The sequence below is a fragment of the Acinetobacter sp. YH12136 genome, from assembly GCF_013418545.1.
GTDB lineage: Bacteria > Pseudomonadota > Gammaproteobacteria > Pseudomonadales > Moraxellaceae > Acinetobacter > Acinetobacter towneri.
The window spans coordinates 24,346-43,065 of sequence record NZ_VPBV01000017.1 but is presented as its reverse complement, the minus strand read 5'-3'; the positions used below and the strand labels follow the sequence as shown (position 1 = coordinate 43,065).

The 18,720-nt window shown below is 43.1% G+C and carries 13 protein-coding genes; 1 reads left to right on the top strand and 12 read right to left on the bottom strand.

Annotated features, from left to right (window positions below; genetic code table 11):
- Window positions 1–19: 19 nt before the first annotated feature.
- The 11 genes from FTU71_RS09165 to FTU71_RS09115 form a co-directional block, all read right to left on the bottom strand.
- Window positions 20–610 carry a LemA family protein gene (locus tag FTU71_RS09165; protein WP_180111877.1) on the bottom strand — a complete coding sequence of 197 codons (591 nt, stop codon included), beginning with the start codon at window positions 608–610 and terminating at the stop codon, window positions 20–22.
- 292 nt (window positions 611–902) lie between these two features.
- Entirely contained in the window at window positions 903–2,324 is a 1,422-nt protein-coding gene (locus FTU71_RS09160) for an FAD-dependent oxidoreductase (protein WP_180111875.1), read from the bottom strand.
- Between the two features lie 91 nt (window positions 2,325–2,415).
- A complete protein-coding gene (gene gltB, locus FTU71_RS09155; RefSeq protein ID WP_180111873.1) occupies window positions 2,416–6,891 on the bottom strand; it encodes a glutamate synthase large subunit in 4,476 nt (1,491 codons plus the stop codon).
- A gap of 593 nt (window positions 6,892–7,484) precedes the next feature.
- A complete protein-coding gene (locus tag FTU71_RS09150) occupies window positions 7,485–8,330 on the bottom strand; it encodes a hypothetical protein (protein ID WP_180111871.1) in 846 nt (281 codons plus the stop codon).
- A gap of 10 nt (window positions 8,331–8,340) precedes the next feature.
- Window positions 8,341–9,420: a 3-dehydroquinate synthase gene (aroB, locus tag FTU71_RS09145; protein WP_180111870.1), complete on the bottom strand. Its 1,080-nt coding sequence runs from the start codon at window positions 9,418–9,420 to the stop codon at window positions 8,341–8,343.
- Between the two features lie 19 nt (window positions 9,421–9,439).
- Entirely contained in the window at window positions 9,440–9,982 is a 543-nt protein-coding gene (gene aroK / locus FTU71_RS09140; RefSeq protein WP_180111868.1) for a shikimate kinase AroK, read from the bottom strand.
- Between the two features lie 37 nt (window positions 9,983–10,019).
- Window positions 10,020–12,182 carry a type IV pilus secretin PilQ gene (locus FTU71_RS09135; protein WP_180111866.1) on the bottom strand — a complete coding sequence of 721 codons (2,163 nt, stop codon included), beginning with the start codon at window positions 12,180–12,182 and terminating at the stop codon, window positions 10,020–10,022.
- Window positions 12,183–12,197: 15 nt separating this feature from the next.
- Complete coding sequence (locus tag FTU71_RS09130; RefSeq protein ID WP_096901282.1) at window positions 12,198–12,722, bottom strand: pilus assembly protein PilP; 525 nt, start codon at window positions 12,720–12,722, stop codon at window positions 12,198–12,200.
- On the bottom strand, window positions 12,722–13,429 hold the full coding sequence (locus FTU71_RS09125) for a type 4a pilus biogenesis protein PilO (RefSeq protein ID WP_096901283.1): 708 nt from the start codon (window positions 13,427–13,429) through the stop codon (window positions 12,722–12,724). Before FTU71_RS09125 ends, FTU71_RS09130 begins: the two co-directional genes overlap by 1 nt.
- The gene (locus FTU71_RS09120) at window positions 13,426–14,061 is read right to left on the bottom strand and encodes a PilN domain-containing protein (RefSeq protein WP_070153532.1); all 636 of its coding nucleotides are present in this window, start codon (window positions 14,059–14,061) and stop codon (window positions 13,426–13,428) included. The genes FTU71_RS09125 and FTU71_RS09120 overlap by 4 nt, the downstream gene beginning before the upstream one ends.
- The gene (locus FTU71_RS09115; protein ID WP_004974460.1) at window positions 14,061–15,119 is read right to left on the bottom strand and encodes a pilus assembly protein PilM; all 1,059 of its coding nucleotides are present in this window, start codon (window positions 15,117–15,119) and stop codon (window positions 14,061–14,063) included. The genes FTU71_RS09120 and FTU71_RS09115 overlap by 1 nt, the downstream gene beginning before the upstream one ends.
- A 169-nt stretch (window positions 15,120–15,288) precedes the next feature.
- Between FTU71_RS09115 and ponA the strand changes: the two genes are divergently transcribed.
- Window positions 15,289–17,838, top strand: coding sequence for a penicillin-binding protein PBP1a (gene ponA / locus FTU71_RS09110; RefSeq protein ID WP_180111864.1), 2,550 nt, complete (start codon window positions 15,289–15,291; stop codon window positions 17,836–17,838).
- Between the two features lie 70 nt (window positions 17,839–17,908).
- Here the strand turns inward: ponA and FTU71_RS09105 are convergent, their stop codons facing one another.
- Window positions 17,909–18,712, bottom strand: coding sequence for a putative RNA methyltransferase (locus FTU71_RS09105; RefSeq protein ID WP_096901285.1), 804 nt, complete (start codon window positions 18,710–18,712; stop codon window positions 17,909–17,911).
- Window positions 18,713–18,720 lie beyond the last annotated feature (8 nt).

Sequence of the window (18,720 nt, the reverse complement as noted above, 5' to 3'; positions counted from 1 at the left end):
CCAGACATCCTCCTAGGCGTTATTCAAACGAAACTTTCGGTGCAGTTTGTGCGCTTTGCTCGGCACTGAAGTTTGGTTTGGTGTCCATCCCAATGACTTTTGCGGTCATCACTTGCGGGAATTGACGTGCATAGCTGTTAAAGTCTTGCACTGTGCTGATGTAACGGTTACGCGCCACGGCAATACGGTTTTCTGTACCTTCTAATTGTACTTGTAAATCACGGAATTGCTCATTGGCTTTTAAGTCTGGATAATTTTCAGACACCGCTATTAAACGTGATAAGGCACTGGTCATTTGCGCCTGAGCTTCCTGATATTTCTGGAATAACGCAGGGTCTTCCAATACCGACTTATCCACTTTTAAGCCTGCGACATTGGCACGTGCCTGAGTGACTTCAGTCAAGACTTGTTCTTCATGTTTGGCATAGCCTTTGACCACATTCACCAAGTTTGGCACTAAATCGGCACGGCGTTGATATTGGTTTTGGACTTCTGACCAAGCCGCTGTTACGGCTTCATCTTTCACTTGTAAGGTGTTATAGCCACAACCGCTTAAAGTCAAGGTACTGCTTAAAGCCACTGCGAGCATGATTTTTTTTGTGAAATTCATACATTAACCTCTAAATTTTCTTTGTATTTGTTTGAAATGATTTCATTCTAACGTGAAATTCTGACCTGTATGTGTATTTTGTTTAATCGAGCGAATCAGCAAATTGTTTAGATCAAACAATAACCTTGCGCAGTAGATTGAATTGATATTGAAGTTTCTGTTCTTAGGCAATATATGGCTCAGGGATGGGAATATATTCCTAAAGGAAGATAAGAGAGATAAAATATCCAATAAAAAAAGACTGAATTCCTTAAAACTCAGCCCTTTCAAGATCCAAGCAAAAGAAACTCGTTTAGACATCCAAATAATCTAAAATGCCTTCAGCTGCCTGACGACCTTCCCAAATTGCAGTCACCACCAAATCAGAACCGCGTACCATATCGCCCCCTGCAAAAATTTTCGGGTTAGACGTTTGGAATTTGAATGTTTGCTGTTCTGCTGCAACCACACGACCTGAACCATCTACCCCAATATTGGCAGTGCTAAACCAGTCCGCAGGGCTAGCACGGAAACCAAAAGCAAGTAATACGGCATCGGCAGCTAAAACTTCTTCTGAACCTGGTACAGGCTCTGGACTACGACGACCACGACTGTCTGGCTCACCCAATTGCGTGGTCACGACTTTGACACCAGTGACTTTGCCATTCTCACCGACAATTTCAATTGGTTGACGGTTAAATAAGAAGTTCACACCTTCTTCACGGGCATTGGTCACTTCACGGCGTGAACCTGGCATATTAGCTTCATCACGGCGATAAGCACAGGTCACTTCCTGCGCACCTTGACGAATTGATGTACGGTTACAGTCCATGGCAGTATCACCACCACCCAGTACAATCACTTTCTTGCCTTCAACACTGATGTATTCTGCAGGGTCTTTTTCCCAGCCTTGGCAACGGTTGACATTGGCAATCAAGAAATCCAGTGCATCATAAACGCCATCTAAATCTTCACCAGCAAAGCCACCTTTCATATAGGTGTATGTGCCCATACCCATAAATACCGCATCGTAATCTGCAAGCAGTTGTTCAATGGTGATATCTGTACCAATTTCAGTATTTAAACGGAATTCAACCCCCATGCCCGAGAAAATTTCACGACGGCGTTTCATCACGTCTTTTTCCATTTTAAATTCTGGAATACCAAAGGTCAGCAAGCCACCAATTTCAGGGCGTTTGTCAAAGACCACTGGTTTGACGCCATTACGCACCAAGATATCGGCACAGCCCAAACCTGCAGGGCCTGCACCAATAATCGCAACTTTTTTATCGGTCCATTTCACATGCGACATATCTGGACGCCAACCCAAGGCAAAAGCAGTATCGTTAATGTACTTTTCGGCATTGCCAATGGTCACTGCACCAAAACCATCATTTAAGGTACATGCGCCTTCACACAAACGGTCTTGTGGACAAACCCGTCCACAAACTTCAGGCAAAGTATTGGTTTGATGACACAATTCTGCCGCCTGAAAAACACGACCTTCCGAAATTAGTTTAAGCCAGTTCGGAATGTAGTTATGCACAGGGCATTTCCATTCACAGTACGGGTTACCACAGCCCAAACAACGATGGGTCTGATTGGTCGCCACTTCTGCAGTAAACGGTTTATAAATTTCCACAAACTCATTTTTGCGGACATCGAGATCTTTTTTCTCTGGATCTTGGCGTGCTACATCCAGAAATTGAAAGTCATTATGTAGGCGTTCTGCCATGTCTTTCTCCGTAGGTGGATGTGGATAACGCGACATTTACACTGGGTATAAGTCTAAAGTTATCCACATCTGCCGAATGCTGAGTCGTGGATTATTGTGGATCTGCTTGGGTGGTTTTTAACAAAGTCTGCAAGTTTGCAGCTTTTGGTTTCACCAGCCAGAATTTACGGCTATAGAAATCAAACTCATGGCGGATTTTGTATGCCCACGCACTGCCTGTTTCTTTAATATGTTCATCTAAAATACGGCACAAGAACTCTTTATGTTCTTCCATCGATTCAGTTGAGATACGGTTCAATTCAATGAGTTCATGGTTGTAATGGTCAACGAAGTCATTATCTAAATCGAGTACATAAGCAAAACCACCGGTCATACCTGCACCGAAGTTATGACCCACTTTGCCCAATACAGTCACAATACCGCCTGTCATGTATTCACAGCAATGGTCGCCTGCGCCTTCAATGACTGCAAACGCGCCCGAGTTGCGCACCGCAAAACGCTCACCTGCCGTACCTGCAGCAAATAATTTACCACCGGTTGCACCATAGAGACAGGTATTACCAATTATCGCTGTGTTTTGAGTTTGGAAAGGCGAACCTTTTGGTGGGAAGATGGAAATACGCCCCCCCGCCATGCCTTTACCCACATAGTCATTGGCATCGCCTTCAAGTTTGATATGCAAACCACCTGCATTCCAAACACCTAAAGATTGTCCCGCTGTACCCGTAAGGTTCAATTTGACAGGATGATGTTCCATGCTCAAGTTACCATAACGACGCGCAATTTCACCTGAAATACGGGCACCAATTGAACGGTCACAGTTGCTCACATTAAAGTAATAATCGCCCCCTGTACCTGCTTCAATTGCAGGCAACATTTCTGCAATCATTTTTTCAGCCAAGATACCTTTATCAAACGGTGCATTGCCTTCAACCTGACAGTATTGCGCTTTGCCTTCTGCCGCAGGGTGCGATTCCAACAAGGCACTTAAATCTAAGTGCGCATGTTTTTCGGTTTCACCTGGTAAAATTTCTAGCAAGTCGGTACGACCAATCAAGTCTTTTAAGCTTGCCACACCCAATGCTGCTAACCATTCACGAGTTTCTTCAGCAATAAATGTGAAGAAGTTGATCAGCATTTGTGGTTCACCAATATAGTGTTCCTGACGCAAGTGATCTTGCTGCGTTGCTACACCAGTAGCACAGTTGTTTAAGTGGCAAATACGCAAATATTTACAGCCTAAAGCAATCATTGGTGTTGAACCAAAACCGAAGCTTTCTGCACCTAAAATTGCAGCTTTAACCACATCTAGGCCAGTTTTTAAACCGCCATCGGTTTGTACACGAACTTTGCCACGCAAATCATTCACACGTAAAGCTTGGTGCGCCTCGCTTAAACCTAATTCCCATGGCGAACCTGCATGGTGAATAGATGACAATGGCGATGCTGCTGTACCACCATCATAACCTGAGATGGTAATGAAGTCGGCATAGGCTTTAGCGACACCTGCGGCAATTGTACCTACACCCGGTTCAGATACCAATTTGACCGACACCATGGCTTGTGGATTGACTTGTTTTAAATCAAAAATCAATTGTGACAAGTCTTCAATCGAATAAATATCGTGGTGTGGTGGTGGAGAAATTAAAGTCACACCCGGTACAGAGTAACGCAAACGGGCAATCAAACCATTCACTTTACCGCCTGGTAACTGACCGCCCTCACCCGGTTTTGCACCCTGCGCCACTTTAATCTGCAATACTTCTGCAGATGTTAAGTAAGCAGGAGTTACCCCAAAACGCCCTGAAGCAATCTGTTTAATTTTCGAGTTACGAATAGTGCCGTAACGCGCAGGGTCTTCACCACCCTCACCTGAGTTTGAACGTCCACCAATGGTGTTCATGGCTATCGCAATGGCTTCATGTGCTTCTGGCGACAATGCCCCTAAAGACATCCCCGCTGAGTCAAAACGTGGCAGGATTTGCTCAACCGATTCTACTTGATCTAAGGCAATTGAATTGTCTGTTTTCAATTTAAAGAGATCACGAATGGTTGCAATAGGGCGATTGTTCACGATTTCTGCATATTCTTTAAAATCTGCATAATTGCCTGAACGTACCGCTTTATGTAATGCATTGATCACATCTGGGTTAAAAGCATGGTATTCCTTGCCAAATACAAATTTCAGCAAACCACCCTGATCAATTGGCTTACGTGATTTCCACGCAGTGTCTGCCAGTTTTTTCTGATCATTTTCAAGGTCGGCAAAAGTAGCACCCTGAATACGGCTCGGTACACCAATAAAGCAGGTATTCACCACTTCAGCAGACAAACCAACCGCTTCAAATAATTGTCCACCGCGGTAAGAAGCTACAGTTGAAATACCCATTTTTGATAAGACTTTGAGCAAGCCTTTTTCAATGCCTTTGCGGAAATTGCTTTGTGCATAGACTGGGTCGCCCAATAACTCACCTTTGGCAATCAAGTCATTGATCACATCATAAGCCAAATATGGATATACCGCTGTTGCACCAAAACCGAGCAATACTGCAAATTGATGTGGGTCACGAGCAAAGCCCGTTTCGACAATAATGTTGGCATCGGTACGTAAACCGACTTGAATTAAGTAGTGATGTACCGCACCTGTGGCCATGACGGCATTGGCAGGCAAATAACCTTCACGGATTTTTTTATCAGTAAGCACCAATAAAGTTTTTCCATCACGCACCGCTTGCGCAGCTGCTTCACAAATACGCTGAATAGCAGCTTGCAAACCTTCACTTTCTGCATAGTTCAAGTCGATATCGGCAATTTCATAGCCTTTACGTCCCAAAGTGCGAATCTGATGCATTTTAGAATTGGTCAGCACAGGACTTGAAATAATCAAGCGGTCTGCATGCTCTGGGCCTTGCTCAAATACGTTTTGTTCACGCCCTAAACAGGTTTCCAAAGACATCACGATCGATTCACGTAATGGGTCAATCGGTGGATTGGTCACCTGCGCAAACTGCTGACGGAAATAATCCGACACATGACGAACCTGACGTGACAATACCGCCATTGGGGTGTCATCCCCCATTGAACCGACAGCTTCCTGACCACTTTCTGCAATTGGACGCAATAACTGGTCACGTTCTTCAAAGGTCACCATAAACATTTTTTGTGCAGCTTTTAAGGCATCGCCTTTTAAGCCGTGGTCACATAAATATTCTTCAAGCTCTGGGCTACCTTGTAAACGGATTGAATTTTCACGTAACCATTCACGGTAAGGACGCATTCTTTTCAGATGGTTATTTACATCCTGCGTATCGAGCACTTTGCCAGTAAAGGTATCCACCACCAAAATTTGACCAGGACCAACACGTCCTTTAGAAATTACATCTTCAGGTTCATAACCCCACACCCCAATTTCAGAGGCCAAAGTGATGTAGCCATTTTTGGTGATCACCCAACGTGCAGGACGTAAGCCATTACGGTCTAGCATACAGATGGCATGACGACCATCCTGAATCACCAAACCTGCAGGACCATCCCACGCTTCCATATGTTTAGAGTTAAATTCATAGAAAGCACGTAAATCGGCATCGATTGTTTCAACGTTCTGCCATGCAGGTGGAACCAACATACGCAAGGCACGGAATAAATCCATTCCGCCACCCACCAGAATTTCCAGCATATTGTCTAAGCTTGAGGAGTCTGAACCTGTACGGTTTACAATTGGGTTTAGTTCTGTCAAACCTGGCAATAATGGATTTTCAAATTTAGGGGTACGTGCCATCGCCCAGTTCCGGTTGGCGGTAATGGTGTTAATTTCACCATTGTGTGCCAAGTAACGGAACGGCTGCGCCAACGGCCAACGTGGCAAAGTGTTGGTCGAAAAACGCTGATGGAACACCACAATATGTGATTCCAGACGTTCATCGGCAAGGTCGGTATAAAAGTCTGCAATCGCTGCAGGCATCATCAAACCTTTATAGCTGATCACGGTTGAGCATAGCGTGGTCACATAAAAATATGGATCAGCAGTCAATTGCTGCTCAGCACGACGACGCGCCAAGAATAATTTGCGGTTAAATTCAACTTCAGTCACACCCAATGGGCAATTGACAATAATTTGCTCAAACGCAGGCAAAGACTGCATGGCGATTTCGCCCAATGCCTCATTATTGGTTGGCACCACACGCCAAGCCAAAACTTTACAGCCTTCAGCTTCAATTTCTTTGGTCAGGATATTTTTAGCATGTGTAGCCAAAGCAGGGTCTAGGTTCAGAAATACCGTACCCACTGCAAAAATTTCGCTCAGGGTAATGTCACTTAAGCGTTTTGCTTCTTCACGGAAAAATTGCTTTGGCATTGCCAACAGCAAACCACATCCATCGCCCGTTTTACCGTCTGCGGCAATACCACCACGGTGGGTCATGCAACTTAAACTATGAATGGCAGTCTTGACGAGATCATGGCTTGCATCACCCTGCATATGGGCAATTAAACCGAAACCACAGTTATCTTTAAACTCATCCGGTTGGTATAAACCTTGAGCGGGAGCTACAGTATTAGGCGATGGCATGTGCATAGCGTACCCTTCTTTTACTTGCCCAATTGGGCCAATTAAACAATCTAGTTTTGCGATTTAACTCAATTTACAACTCTAAACATCAACCTTGGGTAAATGAAATGTCACACATTTATTTTAATCTATGCCGATTAAAAAGCTTGAATGACCTCGCTATCATTTACGCAACTTTTACACTTGAATGTAGCAGGCAAATTTGACAGTTTCGCACAATCATTGAATCTATTTTGCGCCAAAATAGGGACAACAACTCAATTCATGCACCAATAAAAGCAAAAACAATGCCAACTTTATTTTTTTATTCAACCATAACCAAATTTCGGCATTCACCGCTTAAATGTAAAATAAAATCGCATTTTTAAGTCAAATTCGCACTGTTTTTGTGCACTTCATTCTTTTTATACACCATGCTGCGCCATTTTAGAACGCATTTATGTATGAGAAGAATAGTATTTTTAGATCAAATTGGTGCAACTGAGCCAGAATAGCTCAATGCGAATCATAGACAAAAAGAATAGAACAAATAAAGGCAAGCGATGGTTTGAATGACTAAAATGAAGCTAAAAGAATATTGGAAATGTTTGTGATTAGTTAAAAGGATCGCGCACTTCAGGTTCAGGTGCATCGGGCTGAACAGGTGCAGTACCACTTTGTGATTTTTGTACATCCACGACATTACCCTCCTGATCACGGCGGGTAATCGTAGTACTGGTGGTACTATTTTGTGGGGCAACAGCCTGCGTAGTCGGTGCAGTCGTTGTGGTTGCAGGTGGACGAGCTAAAACACTTTCATCGATTACAGGCACAGCTGCAGGACGTAAATTTACTGCATATAATTTAGTGCTCAATCCAATTTCATCTGCCCCTAAATCATTGACATAAGGACGATAATCTGCAAATTGCACCACTACAGGCTGAATGGTTTCAGGAAATTTGAATGGCAGTGCTGTCAAAGCATGTGCAGCTTCGCGTTTATTGCCAAAACTACCATATAGCATCACATATTGTTCAGACTGCCCCTCACCACTTAAACGAATATAAAACAGCTTGCTCCGATCTGTTTGCTTTTTAATAAAACTTTTAATGATGTTTTCATCACTGACCCGAAACAATTCAATTGTGCTGTTATTTTTTTGTTCCTGAATAAATTTAGTACCCCGAAATTCAGCCTCATGCAAGCCTGAAGCCGTTAATCGCGTGGTGAGCTCCAAAGGTCGAACTTCTTCTTGTAAACCACCTAAATAAGTGGTTGCAGCAACCTTTTCAGGTTGAATTTGCAGATCAATTTCAGACTCTGGTTGTTTTTCAATTTCAACCAGTTCTTCACGGTCTGTCACCGCCCAAAAAATCAGTGCCGCCAATAAACACAGCACCGCGCCCAGCAACCAAATTGACTGTTGAATTTTTTGCCAGTGTGTACGCAGTGCTGTCATATGCTGCCTTTTATGCTTGATTGGCTAAAATCGCCTGTTTCATCAATTCTAAGTCAAACTCTTTGGTGATGATGGCTTGACCCAATTGCTTCATGAGCACCAAACGCAATTGACCATTCAACACTTTTTTATCATGTGCCATATAAGCCAAAAACTTGTCCAGTGGAATTTCCGGACATACTATCGGTAAATTAGCACGAGAAATGATTTTTTTTGTACGCTCTAAATCTTCGGCAGAAATCCAGCCCATGCGCTGCGATAAATCAGCGGCCATCACCATTCCTGTCGCGACAGCTTCACCATGTAACCATTCACCATAACCCAAATAAGATTCAATCGCATGCCCAAAGGTGTGCCCGAGATTCAATAAAGCGCGCTCACCTTGCTCTTTTTCATCATTAGCAACAATACGTGCTTTGTGTGCACATGAACGATATACCGCTTCTGCCAATACAGCAGGATCACGCGCCACTAATGCTTCCATATGCGTTTCAAGCCATTCTAGAAACTCAACATCTCCCAAAAGAGCATATTTAATGACTTCGGCTAAGCCTGCACACAACTCACGCTCAGGTAAGGTATTCAGTTGAGACATATCGGCCAGCACCACTTGTGGTTGTTGAAACGCGCCAATCATGTTTTTACCCAGTGGATGATTAATCCCGGTTTTGCCACCCACACTTGAATCGACCTGCGACAATAAAGTGGTTGGTACTTGAATGAAGTACACCCCGCGCTGAAAGCTTGCCGAAGCAAAACCTGCCATATCGCCAATCACGCCACCGCCCAAAGCCAGCACCGTACAATCACGGTTAAAACCAGCTTCCAGCAAGGCATCAAAAATAAGAGTGAGATGCTGAATATCTTTGTATTTTTCTCCATCAGGCAAACTACAGGTTGCCACTTTTTTGCCCAGTGCTTCCACAGCCGTCACATAGTGACTTAAATACAAAGCTGCAACCGTGGTATTGGTCACAATCATGACTTGCTGACCTAGAATATAAGGTGCAAGTAGTTCTTGGGGTTGAAGATCACTACCGATAAAAATAGGGTAACGGCGATCGCCGAGTTCAACATGTAAAGTCTGCATGAAAAGAGTCGCTTTCTTCCTAAGATATTTGCTCTGAAACAATCGTATTTAAGATTTTTTGTGCCAAATCTCGTGCAGCACCCTGATTGGTTTCAATAATATAATGTGCAACCTCACGATACAACGGATCACGCACTGCAAGCAAATCGCGTAATTTTTGTTCGGGGTTTTCGACTTGAAGTAAAGGACGATTTTTGTCGCGATAGGTTCGCTGAAGTTGAATTTCAACAGGAGTATATAGATAAACAACAATACCACGTTGTTTTAAAAATTCACGATTCGAGGCTTGAGTTACCGCACCACCACCTGTAGCGAGTACAAGTTTATGCCGTGTGGTTAACTCATTAATGACCGCTGTTTCACGACCACGAAACCCTTGTTCGCCTTCTTTTTCAAAGATCCAAGGAATCGTAGCGCCTGTTTTACGCTCAATTTCATGATCACTGTCTAGAAATTGACGCCCTAACAGTTCCGCCAAATGGCGTCCTACAGTAGTCTTACCTGCCCCCATCGGCCCTACCAAATAGATATTTGGTAGGGTGTCAAACTCTTTGCTTAGCAAGGAGTCACCTATAAATTTTGTTTAAATTGAAAATATATTAATGATTTCTTGAAACACTGTCATTAACAATTCGTGGTGTAACAAAAATCAGCAATTCTGCTTTCTGATTATTACGACTAGTATTTTTAAATAAATTACCAACAAAAGGAATATCCCCTAAGAAAGGTACTTTTTTCTCAGCATTCGATTTAGATTCTTTATAAATACCACCTAAAACTATAGTTTCACCATTATCAACCAAAACATTCGTTTTAACCTCATTACGATTAATTCTATACCCTGCTGCTGTCAACGCACCCAAAGTATCATTATTGACGATTAACTCCATCGCAACTTTTCCATCAGGTGTAATATTAGGAGTCACATCTAATTTTAAGTTCGCACTAAACATAGTTGTTTGAGTACCATCTTGGCTAACTGTTTGATATGGGATATCTTCACCATATGTAATAACTGCTTGCTTTTTATCTGCTGTTAATACTTTTGGAGTCGATACAACCTCAGCTTGACCATCTGCCTCTAAAGCAGATAATTCTAAATCCAACATAAAATCAGACAAACTAATTAAACCAAATGCTATACGAGCCGCTTTATCAACACTCGCCCCCAAATCGACATTCAGGTTTTGCGGACGTTCAATTTCATACTTCCAACCACCCGTATCATCATCTTTTTCTGGTTCACGCAAGTTCCACAAGGTCGTATCACTACCACCGACTAACAAGTTATTATTGTTGGTAATCCCTTGTGACAAGATACCCCACTTCACCCCCATATCTTTAGTAATACCAGTAGTTGCTTCAACAATACGTGCTTCAATCATCACCTGCTTCACAGACACATCAAGCAAATCAATCATTTGACGAATCTGATCAATTTTTGCCGATGTATCATTAATGATTAAGGTATTAGTACGTGGATCTACTGACACTGTACCACGTGGGCTCAGCAAACTGCCCACACTATCACCTAATGGGTCATTTGTGTTAGAACCACTGCGTGAGTTAGAAGCGTTTTTACCGTCGGTAATCAGCTTCTCAATATCTGCAGCTTTAGCATAGTTCAATTGAATATATTCAGTTTGTAATGGCGCCAACTTGACACTTTGCGCAATCGCCTTAGCTTCCTCTTCTTCGGCTTTAATCAATTCAGAAACAGGCGCAATCCAGATTACGTTACCATTACGACGCTTATCCAAGTTTTTGCTTTTCAAGATAATATCTAAGGCCTGATCCCAAGGTACATCTTTTAAACGTAAGGTAATGTTACCTTGCACGGTGTCTGCTGCCACCATGTTTACGCCTGTGAAATCAGCCAGTAACTGCAATACACGACGCACTTCGATGTCTTGGAAATCCAATGAAATCTTTTTGCCTGTATAGCTTTGCGCTGCACGAAGTTTTAACGGGTTTTTATCAACCGGGCGTTTGAGGCTGATCGTTAGTTTGTCTTCTGCTTGATATGCCATATATTCATAGCTGCCTGCAGCCTGAATAGTAATCACCCCATTGCTGCCATCATTGTGTGCATCAATGGTCGAAACAGGTGTTGCAAAGTCATTGACATTTAAACGACGCGCCAAATGTGCAGGTATTTTATTACCTAAAGTACGTACCACAATTTTGCTACCTTGCTGCTGCACATCTACAGGCGTATTGCTACCGAGTAAATCAATCACCACCTGACCTTCGCCTTCACCGCCACGCTGGAAACCAATATTGGAAACGCCTTGCGCACTACGTTGAGCAGTCACGGCAGCCACAGGGGTAGCCGTTTTTGAGTTGATTTTTAAAATAAAGGTGTTGCCTTCAACCCGCGTGGTGAATGGCCCCGCATCTGCTAAGTTCACAGTTAAACGTGAACGCTGTGCATCTGAACTGACCTCTACAGAGCTGGCTTCTTTGGTCGCAACAGCAACACTGTTTTGTTTCAGGGTTTGTTGTGCTTTATCAAAATCTAGAATCAAGCGGGAAGGTTGTTCGAGCTGATATGCAGCAGGTTGAGGTGGCAAACCATTAAACATCACACGAATTTCGGTGCCCTGCCCCGGAATTTGCATGGGTACGATGTTGGTAATGCTGACTTGGGCATTGGCAACTTGCATCACGGCCATTGCGACTGCACCCATTGAAAACTGACGGAACAAATTGTTCATTGTATTACCATCCCCAAAAATAAAATCTTTCACACTGTTATTCATTTTTATTCCTTTAATTTATGGCGCAGGCCCAATTAAAACTAAACTTCTTGGACGTTCTACATAACTTTCACGACCATCTGGAATAATTTCGATTAAATCAATTTGTGTAGGTGTAATATTTACTACACGACCATGATTTACCCCCATATAGCTACCACGCTGGATACGCTCAATTTCACCGTCTGGTGTTTGAATCAATGCCAAAATTTGACCATTTTGACGCATACTGCCTTTCATGGTCAGTGATTCAAGTGCGTAATTTTCCAAGGGTTGTAACTGGCGAGCAAGGTTCGGATAAACGCGTTTACCTGCCATTATTTTAAGCTCTGCCGCCAATGAACTAGGCATAAATGGGCTTTTGAGCTGGTGTGCTGCATAGTTAAAAGTTGGTGCAGGTTCAAACACAGGTGCGGGTTCAATTGGCAGTGGCGGCTGATTTCGAATTTCAGCTATTTGTGTATTCACAGCATCAATCCGAGAGTCACATCCTACCATCAACAGAGTCGCCATCAGAGCCAACGAAAGCTTTTTAATTTTCATTATTCAGCCCCTCCAACATTACCCGCAGTTTGTGTATCTGCACTGCCTACATAACGATAAGTTTTTGCTTGCGCTTTATAGGTTACTTGCGGAATATCAGTTTTCTTGTCTGTATTTTCAGTCGCTACAATTTCAAAGTCGTGCATGGTCACAATACGTGGCAATGCTGCCGTACCGCTCACGAATGAACCAAAGGCATGGTAATCACCTGTTGCTTCAATTGAAATTGGCTGTTCAATAAAGAACTCTTGTTTAATCTCATCCTCTAAACGAATGTTTTTAAACTTTAAACCTGAATTCACACCAGTGACGTTAATATCTTCAACCAATCCTGGAATTTCAGTTTCTTTTGGCAATTGTTCAAGTTGTTGATTAAAGTTCGCTTCCATTTCTTGTAATTGTGCTTGATATTGCTGCAAATTACGCAATTTAGAATCTTTTTCGCGGAACTCATTTAATAAGTTTTGTTCTTGTGCTTGTGCTGCTGCAATGGCATCTAACTTTGGCTTGATCACGACAAAATAACCTAAAGCCAAAATCAGGAAAATAATAAAAATCCAGCAGGTAATTTTGACCGAAAGCGGCCAAGCACCATAATTATTTGGATCTAGGGTATTGAACTGTTGAAAAAACTTTTCAACGGTCATTTTCTTTTTCGGAGCAACAGCAGCATCCTGATTTACTTCATCAAATTCATCGAGACTCATTGTGCTGCCTCCGCTGCTGATGTTGGATTAGGTTCTATTGGTGTTACAGGAATCGCAATATCTTCTAAATCTGAAGTCACTACGAAAGTACCGTAACTTTCCTCTACACGAGGAACCACAGAGCTTGGTGCTTTATCTTTGTTTTCTTCTTTGGCTAAGAATGAATTCATAAATGCATTGCGATACCAAGGCGATGCTTCCAAATTACGCAAGAATTCAGCCACTGTATTTGGACTTTCAGCCTTGCCTTCAAAAGTAAATTTATTGCCTGTCCGACTCACTTTGGTTAAGTACATATTGCTTGGTGTCACACGCACCAATTCATCCACTAAACGCACAGCGATTGGACGCTGACTTTGTAAGCCCTGAATTAACTTCATGCGCTCAACAATAGCATTCCGCTGTTCTTGCAAGCCTTCTAAAGATTTTAATTGTACATCTAGGTTTTGGTTGGTGCTGATCACCAATTGATTGGCTTGTTCTTGATCTTCTAACTTCGCGTTATAGAAGAACCATGCTAAAGTCACCAATAACACCCCAACAGCAGCCGCTGCAATACAAAATACAATAAATTCTTTTTTTCGTTTTTCTCTTAGCTCATCGCGCCAAGGGAGTAAGTTAATCTTTGCCATTAATCAAAACTCCTCATTGCTAAACCACATGCCACCATCAATGACGGTGCATCACTTTCAATTCTTTTAATGTCGATTTGTGGAGAGAAGCCCATTTGCAAGAATGGATTGGCAATGGTCACACGGTAGCCCAGTTTTTGCTGCAACAATTTCGCAAGACCTGGAATATTGGCATTCCCCCCTGCCAATAAAATGTGATCAATTTCGTTAAATTGTGAAGATGAGAAAAAGAACTGCAATGAACGTGCAGCTTGTTGCACCACCGCTTCTAAGAACGGTTCGAGCACTTCTACATCGTAGTCATCTGGCAAAGTACGGCTTTTTTTCGCACGCCCTGCTTCTTCATACGACAAACCATAACGGTTTTGAATTTCTTGTGTCAGCTGCTTACCGCCAAAGGTTTGCTCGCGGGTATAAATAATTTTGTTATTTTGCAGTACCGACAAGGTGGTCATGGTATGACCAATATCCAAAATACCAATGGTGTTCACACCCATTGGCAGGGTATCGGAGAACACTTTAAAGGCATTTTCGATGGCAAAACTTTCGACATCGGCAATTTTGGCTGTCAAGCCGCCCAACTCCAATGCTTCTACTCGTGCTTCTACGTTTTCTAAACGTGTTGCAACCAGTAACACATTGACTCGGTTTGGATTGGCTAAACGGTCTGGTTGGACTTCAAAGTCTAGGCTGACTTCATCTAATGGGAATGGAATATATTGCTCGGCGTCCATACGAATTTGAACTTCACGCTCATCGCTAGTCATATCTGCATCCATTTCAATGATTTTGGTAATCACCATTGAGGTTGGAATTGCTAATGCTGCAGATGTAGATTGCGTGTTTGCTAAGTTCAATGCACGTTCAAGCGCATCCCCGACTGCTTCTGGATTGAGAATGTTTTTTTCAACCACACTGCCTTCTGGAAGTGGGACCAGCGCATAGCTCTCGACCCAGTATCTACCATTCTTAACAGAGAGTTCTAATAACTTAACAGAAGTAGAACTAATATCTACACCTATTAACCCCTTACTTGGCTTACGATATAACCTACGCACAATAGTACCATTCCTATTATTTTTTTATCCCCAAAAAAATTTAACCTACTAATCCGCGCTGGTCTATAATTTTTTACGGATACAATAATTCATCTAACAATCCGTAAATCTACTCGCTATACTGACCAGCAATTAGTTTGCTATTAGCGCTTATTAAAACGCACTTGTTATGAAAAAGCTATCTTGTTCGGGTCGTGTTCATCCATTTTTTTTGATCATAATTATAATTTTGGTCGCAATACCGATGGGTTTCTATGGCATGTATCTCTATATTGCCCCATCTTTGCCAGAAATGACCACCTTAAAAAAAGCGCCATTATTAAAACCATTGCAGGTTTATAGTGCCGATAATGAGCTGATTGCGGAGTATGGCGGCAAGCTTTCTGTGCCTGTCGATTATGAACATATTCCTGAAAAATTCATTTTTGCGTTCTTAGCAGCCGAAGATTCTGCTTTTTTTGAACACAGTGGGATTAGCTTCAAAGGCTTGGGGCGCGCGGTGAGCGAGGCGGTAACAGGCTCCAATGTGCAAACTGGCGGCTCGACCATTACCATGCAAGTGGCAAAAAACTATTATCTCAGTCCTGAACGCACCTTAAAGCGCAAACTCACCGAAATCTTTTTAGCGCGTAAAATTGAACAAAACCTGAGCAAAGAAGAAATTTTGACCTTATACGTCAATAAAATCTTTTTGGGTAAAAATGCCTATGGCATCGCGGCAGCTGCCAAAATTTATTACAACAAAAGCCTAGAAGAACTGTCGATTGCACAAATGGCGATGATTGCAGGCCTACCTAAAGCACCTTCGCGCTACAATCCCGTGGTAAATCCTGAGCGTGCTTTGGAGCGTCGCAACTGGATTTTGGGACGTATGCTGCAACTGGGCTATATCAACCAAAATGAATACCAAAAAGCCATTGCTGAACCCATTATTTTAGATATGCCAGACCGCAGCATCAGCAATAAACATCCGTATATTGGAGAAATGGTACGTGCTGAACTGGTCAGTAAATTTGGCGAACAAGCGGTTGATTCAGGCTATAAAGTTTACACGACTGTAGATAGCAAACGTCAGATGTATGCTGAACAGGCGGTGCAAGAAGGTCTAGAAGCCTATGATCGTCGTCATGGATGGCGTGGTGCAGAGGCACATGACAAACCGCTGAACGAGTTTCGTGCTTATGCCAACACCTACCCTGCGCAAGTCAGCAAAGTGCTGAATAATTCTTTTGAAGCGTTAATGCAAGATGGCACAACGGTTACTGTACCGTGGTCAGGTATGTCTTGGGCACGCCCCTATCGCAATGCCAACAGTGTAGGCAATGCGCCAAGTCGCGCGGCACAGATTGTAAAAGTTAAAGATATTGTCCGTTTACGTCCAAATGAAAATAAAACCGCTTGGTCATTGGTACAAGTACCGAAAGTGCAAGGTCAATTGGTCGCAATTAACCCGAATAACGGCGCCATTGAAGCGTTGGTGGGTGGATATAATTTCTATCAATCCAAATTCAACCGTACTTTACAAGGTTGGCGCCAACCAGGTTCTACCATTAAACCTTTTGTGTATGCTCTGGCTTTAGAGCGTGGCATGACACCACATACTATGGTCAATGACAGTCCAATCACCATTGGCAAATGGACACCACGTAACTCCGATGGTCGCCATTTAGGCATGATTCCGTTACGACGTGCGTTATATTTGTCACGAAATACCGTTTCTGTACGTTTATTACAAGAAGTCGGTATTGAGCGTACCCGCCAACTATTCATGGATTTTGGTTTGCAGGAAGATCAGATTCCGCGTAACTACACGATTGCATTGGGTACGCCACAAGTTTTGCCTATTCAAATGGCAACGGGTTATGCCACTTTTGCCAATGGGGGTTACCGTATTCAACCGCACTTTATTAACCGTATTGAAGATGCTTATGGCAAGGTGATTTATCAAGCCAATCCTGAATATGCGTGTATTGCTTGTATTAATTCCAAAGAACAAACGACTGAAAGTGCCGAAGCCACCACGCCAGATGATGAAGTGATTGAAGTGACCAATAAAAAACTGGCACAAGCTGAACAAAATCCGAACTTATTGGCAGAGCGTAGTCAGTACAAACAGGCACAACGTATTTTAAAATCTAGCTCGGCGTATGATATGTCCAATATTTTACGTGACGTAATTCAACATGGTACTGGACGTGCTGCGCTCAGAATTGGTCGTGGCGATATTGGCGGTAAAACGGGAACCACCAACGATGCCAAAGACGCTTGGTTCGCAGGTTTCAACGGCAAACTGGTGACTGTGGCTTGGGTGGGCTTTGACCAACCTACCACTTTAGGACGTCGTGAATATGGGGGGGTCGCAGCGCTGCCAATTTGGACAGATTTTATGGGCAATGCACTCAAAGGCACACCTGAAGCATGGGTCAGTTTAGACAGCAAAGCCAAAGCGCCACAACGTGAACTTAATCAAATGAATGCAGAACAGAAGCAGGATTATCGTGCTTCACCGCCATTGGCACGTCCACTGTATCGACCTGCACCTGTTGCGCCAGCACGTGCCCCTGAGCGAGATTTTGACGATTTACCAGGCGAGGAGGTATTAATTCCTGAAAACGCTGCACCGCCTGCCATGCAAGCGCCAAACAACAGCCCTGCTAAACCCAATGCAGCCAAACCTGCTCCCGATGCGTTAGAAAACTTAATTGACGAAGTCTTATAACCGCGGACAAGTAGTCAGAAAAAAGCCCTCATTTACAAAAATGAGGGATTTTTTTATGGGCAACTCGAACTTACTTTTTCTGAAACAGATAAATTTGATGTTGTGCTGTCACATCAAATTGAGTTTGTTGTTCTAAAACCTGACGACGCTCTGCTTTGGCTTTGTAAGCATAAGGTGTCATAGCAATTAAATGATTTAAATCGTTTTGATTGAGCTGTAACGGCGTTTCCACTACGCTAGCATCGACTAAATCAAAGTCATCTTGCAATTGAGCGATAAATTTTTCAGGTTCATGCGGCTTCACTTCTTCAAACAAAGCTTGACGCATCGCCAATAAATGCTCAGGCGCAGGCGTTACTACCAACAAATAGCCTTGTGGTTTTAAAACCCGCAAAATTTCCTGTTGTGGAATTGGGCTAAACAAGCTGGTACATAAATCAATACAATGTTCTAAAACAGGCAAAGTTGCCCCCGTCCCCACCACCCAAGTCACTGCGGGATTCAGTTTCGCCGCCACTTGTACGGCATTCTTGGCAATATCCACCCCGACACACTGCAACACTTCGCCTTGCATGGCTGCGGTGTAATAGCCTTCACCACAGCCAATATCCAACAAATTTTCGATGCGTAAGGTGCGAATTTTTTGCACCACTACCTGTTGCAAGGGCGCATAATGCCCTGCACTTAAAAATGCACGACGTGCCTGCACCGAAGCAGGTGTATCCCCCGGATTTTTACTGTGCTTATGCTGCACCACATGCAAATTGACGTAGCCTTGTTTCGCAACATCATAGCTGTGATTGCTGGCACAACGCCACGTTCGATCATGCAGTTGCAATACCTGACGACACACAGGACACATCAGCAAATTCATCATTTTCT